The organism is Terrimicrobium sacchariphilum (assembly GCF_001613545.1).
GTDB lineage: Bacteria > Verrucomicrobiota > Verrucomicrobiia > Chthoniobacterales > Terrimicrobiaceae > Terrimicrobium > Terrimicrobium sacchariphilum.
In genome coordinates this window covers 405,884-417,952 of sequence record NZ_BDCO01000002.1, presented here as the reverse complement: position 1 = coordinate 417,952, position 12,069 = coordinate 405,884, and the positions used below count along the sequence as shown (strand labels likewise).

At 61.0% G+C, this 12,069-nt stretch carries 10 protein-coding genes; 5 read left to right on the top strand and 5 right to left on the bottom strand.

Annotated elements, in window-relative coordinates; all coding sequences use genetic code 11:
- Positions 1-2 precede the first annotated feature (2 nt).
- Positions 3-743, top strand: a complete 741-nt coding sequence (locus TSACC_RS02630) for a hypothetical protein (protein WP_075077845.1) — start codon at positions 3-5, stop codon at positions 741-743.
- On the opposite strand, the gene TSACC_RS02625 is transcribed toward TSACC_RS02630, so the two are convergent.
- Together TSACC_RS02625 and TSACC_RS02620 are read right to left on the bottom strand one after the other, a co-directional pair.
- Entirely contained in the window at positions 744-2,033 is a 1,290-nt protein-coding gene (locus tag TSACC_RS02625; RefSeq protein WP_153811216.1) for an ABC transporter ATP-binding protein, read from the bottom strand.
- 4 nt (positions 2,034-2,037) lie between these two features.
- The gene (locus TSACC_RS02620) at positions 2,038-3,810 is read right to left on the bottom strand and encodes an ABC transporter permease (protein WP_169809512.1); all 1,773 of its coding nucleotides are present in this window, start codon (positions 3,808-3,810) and stop codon (positions 2,038-2,040) included.
- A gap of 159 nt (positions 3,811-3,969) precedes the next feature.
- Here TSACC_RS02620 and TSACC_RS02615 point away from each other — a divergent pair, with 159 nt between their 5' ends.
- Complete coding sequence (locus tag TSACC_RS02615) at positions 3,970-4,596, top strand: superoxide dismutase (protein ID WP_075077842.1); 627 nt, start codon at positions 3,970-3,972, stop codon at positions 4,594-4,596.
- An 82-nt stretch (positions 4,597-4,678) separates the two neighbouring features.
- Here TSACC_RS02615 and TSACC_RS02610 read toward each other — a convergent pair whose 3' ends face one another.
- The 3 genes from TSACC_RS02610 to TSACC_RS02600 all read right to left on the bottom strand — a co-directional run bounded on the left by TSACC_RS02610 (position 4,679) and on the right by TSACC_RS02600 (position 7,853).
- Positions 4,679-5,389, bottom strand: a complete 711-nt coding sequence (locus TSACC_RS02610; protein ID WP_153811215.1) for a hypothetical protein — start codon at positions 5,387-5,389, stop codon at positions 4,679-4,681.
- Positions 5,386-6,081 carry a hypothetical protein gene (locus TSACC_RS02605; protein ID WP_075077840.1) on the bottom strand — a complete coding sequence of 232 codons (696 nt, stop codon included), beginning with the start codon at positions 6,079-6,081 and terminating at the stop codon, positions 5,386-5,388. Before TSACC_RS02605 ends, TSACC_RS02610 begins: the two co-directional genes overlap by 4 nt.
- A 128-nt stretch (positions 6,082-6,209) precedes the next feature.
- Positions 6,210-7,853: a putative manganese-dependent inorganic diphosphatase gene (locus TSACC_RS02600; RefSeq protein ID WP_075077839.1), complete on the bottom strand. Its 1,644-nt coding sequence runs from the start codon at positions 7,851-7,853 to the stop codon at positions 6,210-6,212.
- Between the two features lie 44 nt (positions 7,854-7,897).
- On the opposite strand from TSACC_RS02600, the gene TSACC_RS02595 reads away from it, so the two are divergent.
- The 3 genes from TSACC_RS02595 (at position 7,898) to TSACC_RS02585 (ending at position 12,028) form a co-directional block, all read left to right on the top strand.
- Positions 7,898-9,244: a C39 family peptidase gene (locus tag TSACC_RS02595; RefSeq protein ID WP_075077838.1), complete on the top strand. Its 1,347-nt coding sequence runs from the start codon at positions 7,898-7,900 to the stop codon at positions 9,242-9,244.
- 79 nt (positions 9,245-9,323) lie between these two features.
- A complete protein-coding gene (locus TSACC_RS02590; protein WP_075077837.1) occupies positions 9,324-10,514 on the top strand; it encodes an MGDG synthase family glycosyltransferase in 1,191 nt (396 codons plus the stop codon).
- On the top strand, positions 10,511-12,028 hold the full coding sequence (locus TSACC_RS02585; RefSeq protein ID WP_075077836.1) for a glycoside hydrolase family 1 protein: 1,518 nt from the start codon (positions 10,511-10,513) through the stop codon (positions 12,026-12,028). The genes TSACC_RS02590 and TSACC_RS02585 overlap by 4 nt, the downstream gene beginning before the upstream one ends.
- Positions 12,029-12,069: the final 41 nt, after the last annotated feature.

Below are 12,069 nucleotides of genomic sequence, written 5' to 3'. Positions count from 1 at the left end.
CCATGCACGACGACTCCCTCTGGCGCGGCCTGCGACCTGAAGCCCGCAAGAAGCTCGACATCCGCAACTACTCCGCCCCCGAGGTGGAGCTGCGCATCGCCACGGAAGGACTCGAAGCCGGAGCCGCCGTGGCGAACGAACGCGTCCTCAAGGAAGCCGGAGCGTGGATTCCAGGCGTCGAGCTGATCTTCCGTCACGTCCACCCGCAACGTCATCGGGGGCTCTTTTCCGAGCTCGGTCGCGAAGGCCAGGGACGCCTCGGGGAAATCGGCCTCTGGCCGAAGCAGTGGGCCGCCGCCAAGATGTTTGCCGGCTCGTCCAAGGGTTTTCACATTCACCCACCCCACATCCCGACGGAAGCAACCGCCGCCGAGTGGTTCGCAAAGCTCTTTACCGCCGAGGAACCCGATTACTCCCTGCGCCGCTATGACCTCGAGCAGTGGGACGTGATGTACTTTCTCCAAGGCCGCCTCGACCTCACGCTCTGCGATGAGCGCGATTCCATGCCGCGCCGGGTCATGCGCCTCTTCATCGACGGCGACGACCGCAAGGGCTCCAACAACATCGCCGTGGTCATCCCCCCCGGTGTCTCCCATGCCCTGCGCGCCGAGGGCAGCGAGGATCTGCTCATGGTCTACGGGACGAGCACGACCTTTGAGCCCGCCGCGGAGGGCCGCATCGCCAGCAAGATCGAGGAACTCCCCTACCCGCCAGACTGGGCTGCGTACATCCGGCAGAGCTGATTATTCCTTCAGTCGCAGGATCTTTCCCGCGGAGTCGTATTCGATGAGGTTCGCATAGCGCCCCCAGCTCACGATCGAGCGGACCAGCGGCTCGATCTTGTCGTGCGGATACCATGCATGGAGGGTGTCCACGAGTTCATCCATCTCGATCTCCATGTTCTCGCGCGGCGCGATCAGTTCGTGAATCTTGGCGTAGAAGGGAAGCGTCTTGACCTGCCGGGTGAAGATTTCCTTACGGCCCTGCATGTCCACGCGCTGAAACTCCTCGCCGAGATCGGTCAATACCACATCGTCATCCGGGGTGGCGACAAAACCCAGCACCTCGGCGGCGCGGATCACCTTGATCATGGAGTCGTACTCCTCGCGCAGATCCTCCGCGAGATCGAAGACGTTCGCCGGCGTCGGTTCGCACATGGCGATGAGGCCCAGCAACTCACCAATCGTCACGCCCGCGACCACGGGCGTCAGGCGGATGTGCCCATCCTCTCCCCGCTCGCCCTCGGGCGTGTGCCCCGTGTCCGGCATTTCCGTATGGGTGAGGATGGCATGAATTTTTTCCATCGCCGCACGGAACTCCGGCGACTCGGGATCGCGAGGGTACGGCAGCGGATTCGGCATATCGAGAGCCACCCGGCCCGGGTGAGCAGCCAATACAATGATGCGCTTGGCGAGATAGACCGCCTCCTCGATGTTGTGAGTCACCGAGATCATGGTGCGCAGGGGATTCTTTGGATCGGCGCAAAGTCGGGCGAGTTCATCGCGCAGGGATTCCGCCGTCAGCACATCGAGCGCGCTGAAAGGCTCGTCCATGCAAAGCACCTCGGGATTCACCGCGAGGGCCCGCGCGATGCCGACGCGCTGCTTCATGCCGCCAGAAAGCTCGCGCGGGTAGACGTTATCGTAACCCGAAAGACCGACCATCCCGAGCGAACGCTCCACGCGTTGTGCAATCTCAGCCTCCTCGAGTCCGGCTTCCTTGAGCGGCAGCCGCACGTTTCCGCTCACCGTCAGCCACGGAAAGAGTGCAAAGTTCTGAAAGACCATCGCCACGCCCGGACACACTCCGCGCACCTCCTTACCGTGAAATTTCACCACACCCTTGGTGGGTTCGATCAGCCCCGCGATGAGGCGGATCAGCGTGCTTTTGCCGCATCCCGACGGACCGAGCAGCGCGATGATGTCGTTCTCTGCCACCTCAAGATTGATCTTCTTGAGGATGGTTGCCGCCGGGGCGCGCTTTTCGCCCGGGTACTCGAGCCAGACCCCTTCCAGTGAAATCAGCGGTTCCATGTCATCATCCTCCAAATCGGCAATAAGTGTCTCCCACGCGCTGCATGCGCTTCCAGAAAGTCCGGTTGATCAAAACCACCGTTAGCGCCATCACCACCACGCCGCCCGCCAGCACGTCAAAGTTTCCCTTGTTGGTTGCCTGGCTGATGAGTTCGCCCAGGCCAAATGCCGTGTAGGTGTGCGAACCCTGCTGCACGTACTCGGCCACGATACTGGCATTCCAGGCGCCTCCGGCCGAGGTGATCCAGCCCGTGACGAGCGAGGGAAAGATGGCCGGCAGGATAAAGTCCCGCCACCGGGACAGACCGTTGATCTTGAAGACATCCGCACAGGCGACCATGTCGGCGGGAATGGCCTGCGCACCTGCGGCCACATTGAAAAGGATGTACCACTGAGCGCCGAGCATCATCAATACGACCGCCCCCCATTGCAACGAGCCGCCAATCGCAAGAATCGCCCCGAGAACAAGAGGATACAACATCGGAGCCGGGAACGATGCCGCAAACTGGATGACGGGCTGGAGGAATCGCGACACACGGGGGTTCAATCCGATCCAGACGCCGACCGGAATCGTCCAGAGGGAGCTAATGACGAGCGCCGCCAGCACGCGGAGGAAGGTTGCCAGCGTGGCAGACAGGATATACGTCCACTCCCTCAGGTCGATCTCGGCGAGGATGCCCGCGAGCACATACAGCCCGTATCCGCCGATCGCGAGGATGGCCGCCATGAGGCCACCATAGAAAACCCGCGAACCAATGCGCATCGCGCGCGCGTGCGGCTCGGAGATCTCGGCTGCGCGCGCGGGGTTTTCCAGCTTGGCCTTGGGTGTGGCGGGCCGGGGCAGGAAATCCAGCAATCGCTTGCCGAGATGCACCGGCATTTCGGCCGCAGTGCTGAGAATGTGGGATCTGGCCAGCATGCGCTGGACGAGAGTTGTCTCCATCGGGCCACTCGCGGTGTCCTCGAGCTTGAACTTGCGCGACCAGATCACCAGAGGCCACCAGATCAGGCGATCCACCGAGATGATCATCACGCCCATCGCCACCACGGCCGCAATCTGCGCCGTCACATCTCCCTGGGCGATCGCCACACTCATGTAGGAGCCGAGACCGGGGAGCTGGAAGTTCTTGTTCCCCAGCGTGAATGCCTCGTTGATGGTAAGGAAAAACCACCCACCCGCCATGGAGACCATGCAGTTGTAAATCAAGCCCTGGGCTGCGAAGGGCAGCTCGATATTAAGAAATCGCTTCAACGGGCTAAACCCGCAAAGCGCTCCCATCTGGCGCAGTTCCGCCGGGATGGCCTTGAGGGAATCGTAATAGCTGAAAACCATGTTCCAGACCTGCGCAGTGAAGATCATGAGCACGCAGGCCAGCTCCAGCCCGAAGTTGCTCGTCGGGAAGACCGCCACCAGCGCCAGCACCAGACCGGGCATGAACCCCAGCACCGGAATGCTCTGCAGGATGTCCAGCACCGGCAGCAGCACGGTGCGGGCCCGCGCGTCGTAGTACGCCCAGGTGGCATACAGGATGGCAAAAACGAACGAAAACCCCATGGCCACCCACCCGCGCGCCAGCGAATAAAGGGTGTAGAGGGGCAGCTTCGCGATCGAAAGATCGATTTGCGTCTCTTCCCGATACGGAGCATGCCACTCCCGCCCCACCGTGAGGATCGCCACCAAGAGACCGCCCAGCAGACATACTACGATCACATCCGCCAGCATCGAGCGCTGCGGCTTCGCTTCAGGTAAAAACTCGGGCGTCTTCAAGCTTCGCACGGCCTTACCAGCCCCGACCATATCTTGGCAAGCCGCCCGACGTGACGGACTTGTGACATTTCCCACTTCCCTCCGCCTCGCGGTGGAAAAATTTCGTCAGGGTTTCCCTTTGCAACCACACATCCGCGACTTACTTTGTCGACGAACCCGTACAATACTATGGCATACGAACTTCCACCACTGCCCTTCCCGGCCAACGCCCTCGAACCCAACATCGACGGCAAGACCAACGAAATCCACCATGGGAAGCATCACGCAACGTACGTAGCAAACCTCAACAAGGCGCTCGAGAGCGCTCCCGAGCTGGCCAACAAGCCGGTAGAGGAACTCATCGCCGACCTCGCCTCCGTACCGGAGTCGATCCGCGGCGCCGTGCGCAACAATGGCGGCGGCCACGCCAACCACACCTTCTTCTGGAAGCTCATCACCCCGGGCGGCGCCACCGCTCCGAGCGGAGCCCTCGCCGAGGCCATCGACAAAAAATTCGGCAGCTTCGATGAGTTCAAAGCCAAGTTCGAGGCCGCCGGCCTCGGTCGCTTCGGTAGCGGCTGGGCGTGGCTCGTCGTGAATAATGGCGAACTCGAGGTCGTCTCGACTGCCAACCAGGACACTCCGCTCAACGGCAAGGCTGTTGCCGGAGTCGAAGGCAAGCCCGTCATCGGTGTCGACGTGTGGGAACACGCCTACTACCTGAACTACCAGAACCGCCGCGCGGATTACCTCAAGGCTTTCTGGAACGTCGTGAACTGGGACGTCGCCGCCAAGAACTACGAGGCCGCTCTGTAATCCCGTAACACATCATTCTTCTCAAGCGCCGTCCTCGCCCCACGCGGAGACGGCGCTTTCCTTTTCTGGATCGAGGGCTTCGCTAAGGCATCTCCTCCGGTTGTGGCTGCCGATCGGGCAGAGCCAGGATGTGCTCCCGCTTCGCGGAATAGTCCAGGGCGTGAAAGATGCGTATCTCCTCGACGCGCCGTGATGTGGCGAGGCTCTCGAGAAACGTGGTGTATTTCTTCGCGAGCAGCGTGGTTTCCAGATAGCGGGCGCGAATCGCAGGATCACGATACCTCTGCGTTTGCTGCCCGTGAAACATGTGAAACCGCAGCCAGCGCCGGTCGGCCCGCGTCACCCGCCCGGGCTTGCGGAAGAAGGCGACAAAAAGCAGCAATACGAGATAGGTATCGACGCTGGCCTGGAGCTCCAGGTTACGCGCATAGATTTCGTCCTGGCTCGGCACCCCGCCGCGCTGAAACTGCAGCCCCGCGTGCAGAGCGTGGTTGATCTCCTCCACGAAGGAAATAAGCGGGCCGATATTCTCGTCGCTCAACCCCTGTCGCGGATCATGTTTCTCCAGCTGTTCGATCAGCCACGAGGAGTAATATATCCCGACACGTAACTGCCCGTCTGCCGCACGCAGAAAGGTGCGCGCCAGCATGCTTAGTTCCGCCGCCTGCGCTCCCGCCAGGGCGGAGAGCTGTCGGCAGCGGCGCTTGTCGATGAGGCACTCCTCAAGGTTCACCCCGAGGCTGGCATACGTCCTTTCGAATAACCGTTGAATGTCACTGAAGAGCGTCGTCACGGCGCAGCAATGATAGGTAGGCGTGGCGTGTCAACGTGCAGCAGCCTGGAGGCCAGATCGTTCAGCGCCAGCCGCACGTCATGGAACCCGTCGGAGAGCTCTTCATAGATCGACTGGAGATTGAACTTCTTGGCCTCTCGATATTCCGCCGCTGCCCGGTAGTTCATTCGTCCCATCTGCTCGTAGAAGGAAATATCCGGCGCGCCCTTGCGACGGCGTTGCTCGACATTCTCGGCAAAGATGCCGCTGACAAAGAGCGCGTAGTTCGCGATATGCGAGCGGAGCAGGAAAGCCTCGCGAGTTCCGGCCTTGCCGAGCGCCTGAAGCATGTCGCTGATGTAGCGCATGCTCTGCTGGCCGAGCTCCTCCGGCGAATCCAGCCGCGCTGTACGCATGAACCCGTCCAGCAGCGAGGCGATGAAATCCGATGTCTCGCGACTTCGCACCTTGCTGTCGCGCAGCACGCGGCGACAGAGGACGTAAAAAAGCAATTGCGGTGAGATCGGCAATCGCTCGGGAGAATCCAGGATCGCCTTGGCCAGCAGATCATGGTCGAGGATCGCGTCGCGCGTGTCCTCATCCGTCAGCAGCCTGACCAGCGATACCCGGTCGCTCTCGTTTTGAGACAATACCCTGACGATGAACGCGAAATCGTCCGCCGTCAGCCGCACCCTGCAATTTGCGTGGATCATCGGAGAATCCTAACAAGCATCGACCGTGCCAACCTCGCCGGGAGGCGAGGACCGGCTATCCGGCCTCTATCTATGAGAGATCGCAGCCGCCCACGCTGTCGGCTGCATCCGGCCCGTTATCTATGGGGCTATCCGCGAGCCAGCAAGCCGGTGAGATACGGGAGAAGCTGCTTCTTGCGCGAAACCACTCCGTCGAGCTTCCAGGCATTCTCGCTCACCTCGGGATAGTCAATCAGCTTGGTGAACCACTTCTCGCCGCACACGAGGAGGATCGAGTTTTGCGTGTTCACATCCGTGACCAGCAACGCGCAGAACGTGTATTTGTTCTCGGCGCAGGAAGTCTCGAGCTCGCGAAGCAACTCTTCCTTCTTTTCCTCGAAGAGGGCAAAGCTCAACTCCTCGATCTGCGCAACGGTGAAGGTCTTGCCTCGCTCCTCATACTCCTTGCAGTCCGCGTTGATCGCCTGCTTGGCCGTCATGGTCAGCAGCGGCGAACCCACGGAGAAAATCTCCGCGGCCAGATCGGCGGGATTGATTCCGCTCAGGCTCGACAGGTGAGCCATGATGCGGCGATCCACATCCGTCGTGGTCGGCGAGGTCAGGTTGAGCGTATCGGAGATCACTCCGCACATGAGGAGTCCCGCGAGGTTTTTGGGAATCTCACGGCCCGCCTGCTGGAAGAGCGTGCTCACGATCGTGGACGTGGAACCCACCGGCCGGTTCATGAACAGGATCGGCGCTTCCGTGGGTGCCGTACCGATACGGTGGTGGTCGATGATCTCCACGATCGGCACGTTTTCCGCGCCCTCGACGGCTTGAGTCAATTCATTGTGATCGACGAGGATCAGCTGACGCGGCACGGGCTTGAGGAAATCGCTTTTCGAAATGATTCCGATGAGTCGCTTGTCCCCGTCGACGACGGGAAAGGCAAATTGCGCCAGCATGGCAATCTCGCGCTCGGCTTCCTCCAGCGGGATCTCCGGTGTGAGGGTGTGAAAGTCTGTGTACACCATCTGGCCGGCCCGCACCGCGCTCCGGGCGAGCAGCACGGTGGTCGCGGTATCGTGCGGTGAACTGATCACGACCGTCTTGTTGGCACGGGCCAGCGCAAGGATGCCGTCATCGACCCTTCTGCTGCCGGTGACGACCAGCGCGTGCACGCCGGCCTCGATGGCGATGCGCTGGATGTTGCGGCGATCGCCGACGATAAGCACCGTGCGACCGTGATCGAGATCCTCCAGACGACGCTGGAAGGAGTCGGTCTGCATCGCGGCCACCACGAGCACGAGATCGAGGATCTCATTGTCGGTCGGTCCGGCCAGCACGATCCCCCCGATGGTATCAACGATATCCTTTAGCGAGGCATGCACCTCGCGAGTCGTGCTGGCCTGGTCCCGATGAGGGAAAAGGTATCGGCTGATCTTAAAACTCGAGATGAGGCCGACGCAGCGCTTACGCTCATCCAGAACGGGCAGCCCGCGGAAGCGGTTGTCCCCGATGCGGGTGAGGGCATCGTAAACGGGTTCATCCCGGCCCGCATAGATGACGTCGCGCTCCATCACGTCCTCGACGCGCGGAAGGACGCTGCTGACAAAAAGCGGCGCTTCGAATCCAAATTTTCCCAAGGCAAAATCAATCCGCTGGTTCGTATTGCCACAGCGGGCGGCAACGACATTCTCGACTCCCTCGGCCTTTTTCAGTTCCGCATATCCAATAGCCGAACAGATCGCGTCCATGTCCGGGTTCTTGTGACCTATTACCAATGTTTGCATGCGTGCTGGACACCGTAGCCGTTTTTTACCGATAGAAAAGGCCCATGAAGGCCCTCCTCTTCGCGTTTTTGGCCGCCTGCGTCAGCCCGGCTCTCGCCCAGGAAACCCCGGCAAGCCAGCAGACGCTTCCCACCGCCCCGGCACCTGGGACGAACTTCCAGGATCTGATCGTTCCGCCCGGGCCATGGGGCAGGACGAGCGAGGAACTCCTTCCCTACCTGCAAACGCTTCGCTTCGAGTGGACCTCAGCGGATAAAAACGAGGCGCGATCAACATCGCCCGGGCTCACGGTCGGCTCTCAATCCGTCTCGGAGACGCTTATCCGGTTGAAAGAAGGCAAGGTGGCCTCACTCATCCTGCTCTATTACAGCCGCGGAAACTCGGGAGACATCAACAAGCGGGTCTTTGAAGACAAGCTCAAGGCCATCTCGGACGACCTCTCGGCCATCACGAAAGTCCAGCCCGTAGAGCGCGGCCGCATCGCGGGCAGCGCGGTGCGCACAGACGGCCTCGTCTGGAATACGCCTGAAACCCAGTACACTCTGGAGTGGAGCGGCGGGAAGGACATGGCAACAGGGATGTACCGGGCGGAGTTTATCCGCCTGACCGTCCTCCCCGCCGTCAAGGAGCAGCGCGCCATCGGCGCCGCCACTCCGTCAAGCTATGCGAATCGCGATGCCGTGAAGAAGTTCGTAGGCAAGGACAAGGTCGAGAGGCTCCCCGACAGCACGGTCCGGATTACTGGCATTCCGATGGTCGATCAGGGTGAGAAGGGCTATTGCGTCGTCGCCACCACGGAACGCGTCATGCGCTACTACGGAGCCGAGGTGAACCAGGACGAGCTCGCGCAGATCGCCAACAGCGACGCCAAGGAAGGCACCAGCGTCAGCGCCATGGTCAACTCCCTCCGCAAGCTCACCTCTCGCCTAGGGGTGAAGATCAAAGCCATCTACTCCTGGGACATCAATGAGATCCTCGACATCCTCAAGGACTACAATCGCGCCGCCAAGAAAGACAAAGTCGATGAACTCCGCATCGAGGGCAACGTCATCGATGTGCAGGAGCTCCTCTCCAAGGCCGACCCCAAGGTCTACCGCGAGGTGCGCCTGAAAAAGACGACCGATTTCGGCAGGTTCCAGCGCGAGATCGCCCGTAGCGTGGATGAGGGCATCCCGCTTCTCTGGTCGGTCAACCTGGGCCTGGTCCCGGAAAAAAACATCCCTCAGTACGCGGGAGGCCATATGCGTCTCATCATCGGATACGATCCGAAAAAGAATGAGATCCTCTACTCCGACTCCTGGGGGTACGGACACGAGGAGAAGCGCATGAGTTTCGAGGACGCCTGGACGATCACCTCGGGCCTCTATCGCATGGAGCCGGTAGGAACCTGACCTGCCAGCCATCTTTCCCCCTGAAAGAAAAGAACAAGCCACGCTCCTCCGCCCATGGTATTTTCCCAATGACAATCCCGTGAGTAAGAAGAAGCGTATCCTCATTCTCTCGGCCTCCGTAGGGTCGGGTCACGTCAAAGCGGCCGACGCACTGGCCAAGGCCTTCCGCGCGAGGGAGGATGTCGAGGAGGTCCTCGTCGACGATTCCCTCGACCACACCAACGTACTGCACAAGCAGCTGTACTCCTCGCTGTACAAACGACTCTCCGCCCTCCTGCCGGAGTTCCTCGGCTGGTGGTACGAGTCCAGCGACGATCCGTGGGTTTCCGACAAGGGCCGCCTCGCCCTCGATCTGCCCCAGGCCCTGCCCCTGATCAATCTCGTCCGAGAGTTCAATCCCGACTCGATCATCTGCACCCACTTCATGCCCGCCGGGGTGCTTTCCTACCTCATCGGCGCGGGACGCCTTGATGCCGAGCTGGGCATCGTGGTGACGGATTTTCATTTTCACGCCTTCTGGATCACCCGCGCGTTTCACTGGTATTTCGTCGCGCAGGAAGAGGACAAGATTCACATGGAAGCCCTCGGCCTCCCCGGCGACCGTATCCATGTCACCGGCATTCCCGTTGATCCGCCGTTTGCGGAAACGGTGGATGCTGCCGCCGTTCTCAAGCGCCATGGATTGAACCCCGAGCTACCCACCCTGCTCATCGCGGGAGGCGCGCTGGGACTCAGCCCCGCCATGGCGGTCGTAAGACGGCTCCTGGAATTGGACACCAAATTTCAGGCCGTCATCGTCTGCGGCAAGAATGAGGATTTGAAAAAGGACATCGAGGAACTCGTCGCTGGCCGGGAGGCCCAGTTCCGCGTCCTCGGCTACACCACGGAAATGCCCGATCTCATGGGCGCGGCCACCCTGCTCCTGAGCAAACCCGGTGGTCTCACCACCGCCGAGGCGCTCGCACGCGGGCTTCCCATGGTCATTCTCGATCCCATCGGCGGCCAGGAGGAGCGCAATGCCGACGTCCTGCTCGAGGCCGGAGCCGCAGTGAAATGCACCGAGGTCACCGTCCTGAACCACAAGCTCAAGCGCCTGCTTGAGGACCCCGTTCGTATCGCCGCCATGGGAGATAACGCCCGCAGGCTTGGTCGCCCCGAGGCCGCCAAAGATATCGCTTCCATCGTTATCGACAGCCCACCGCGCAAACCGGCCATCATTTCCCGCCGACGCGAGAAGGCCCTGCGCAAGCGAATCGAAGAGCAGTCATGATGGAAAAGCGGTTCCTCTGGGGCGTAGCCAGTTCAGGGTATCAGTGCGAGGGCGGTTACAACTCCCCGGGCGATCCGCAAAACAACTGGTCCTCATCGGAAGCCACCGGGCGCGTAATGCGCACCGGTGAAGCGGCGGATTTCTGGCATCGGTACGAGGAGGATTTCGAGCGTTGCCGCCAGATGGGCCTGAATGCCTTCCGGCTCAGCGTGGAATGGCCCCGTGTCCAACCCTCCCCTTTGCTGGAAAAGTCCTCGCCGCCTCCCTTCGATTACGTTGCGTTGGATCACTACGCAGCCATGATCGCCGCGTGCCGCAAGCACGGCTTGGAGCCTGTCGTTACCCTCCAGCATTTCACCCATCCTGCCTGGCTGGGCCTGGATGCGTGGCTCGATGACGAAACCCCCGCATATTTCGAGCAGTTCGTCGCTGTCGCCGTTCGGCATATCAATGACAAGCTCGTATCCGAGCACAGCCAGGAACCGATCACCTACTACGTGACGCTGAACGAGCCCAACATGCTCGTCCTCAATACGTACATGAACCGGCATTTCCCCGGGGGAGGAAAAGCCGGAATGGCGGTCGGCATCGTCGCTTACAATCGCCTGCTGGCCGCTCATGTCCGGGCTTACAACGCCATCCACGACCTTTACGAGGAAAGCGGCTGGGCTTCACCGCAGGTGACGATGAACACGTTTTGCAGCGACGTTTACTGGTCGGAGATGATGCTTCTGGATCTGCTGGTTTCCCGCGAGCGCGGCATCATCGCCACGGATCTCCAAACCTACCTGCGCAAGGGTTCGAACAACCTTCATCATGCCATGCTGAAGGCCAATCTGCCGTTCCAGACCGACCCATTCGTCTGGCTTGGCCGATTCATCCACCTCCTCGTCAACTGGCTGGCCCCCAGACACGCGATCACCGACGCTTTTCAATATTTTCTGGAAACTCTGGCGGCATCGAAACGTCCCAGGGTGCTGGATTACCTGGGGCTCGACTACTACGACCCCTTTACCGGCCACCTGTTCCGGCCCCCTTCATTTGCCGATCTCGAGTTCAAGAGCAAGAGCGTCCACGGCAAACTCATGGACAGTCTTTCGCGCAAATGGTGGGACTGGCACGTTCTGCCGGAGGGCATGCACTTCTTCTGCGATTTTTACGCGCGGGAATACCAGCGCCCCATCCTGATCGCGGAAAATGGCATGGCGCTACGTCGCAAGTACGACAACAGCGTCAACAGCCCGCGTCGCGACAAACTCACCCGTAGCGAGTTCCTCCGCGCCCACGTCCAGCAGGTGCGCCGACTGCGCGAGGACGGGGTCCCTCTGCTCGGCTATCTTCACTGGTCCATCACCGATAATTACGAGTGGGGGACATTCACTCCACGCTTTGGCCTGTTCACCGTCGACTTTGCCCGCAATGCCGAGCGAAGTGTGGTCGACCACCTGGGCGACCGACCGGCGGAAACCTACGCCAAGCTTGTCGCCGAGGACCACAGGATCGGGCGACCGTAGACGGTCCGCTTTTGCTTGCGCTATGGGCTTGGCCGGGCAAC

Bases quoted from the DNA above. Each gene is read 5' to 3' on its own strand.
- TSACC_RS02625 (WP_153811216.1), bottom strand. From the start codon at position 2,033: ATGGAACCGCTGATTTCACTGGAAGGGGTCTGGCTCGAGTACCCGGGC.
- TSACC_RS02595 (WP_075077838.1), top strand. From the start codon at position 7,898: ATGAAGGCCCTCCTCTTCGCGTTTTTGGCCGCCTGCGTCAGCCCGGCT.
- TSACC_RS02630 (WP_075077845.1), top strand. From the start codon at position 3: ATGCACGACGACTCCCTCTGGCGCGGCCTGCGACCTGAAGCCCGCAAG.
- TSACC_RS02600 (WP_075077839.1), bottom strand. From the start codon at position 7,853: ATGCAAACATTGGTAATAGGTCACAAGAACCCGGACATGGACGCGATC.
- TSACC_RS02605 (WP_075077840.1), bottom strand. From the start codon at position 6,081: ATGATCCACGCAAATTGCAGGGTGCGGCTGACGGCGGACGATTTCGCG.
- TSACC_RS02585 (WP_075077836.1), top strand. From the start codon at position 10,511: ATGATGGAAAAGCGGTTCCTCTGGGGCGTAGCCAGTTCAGGGTATCAG.
- TSACC_RS02615 (WP_075077842.1), top strand. From the start codon at position 3,970: ATGGCATACGAACTTCCACCACTGCCCTTCCCGGCCAACGCCCTCGAA.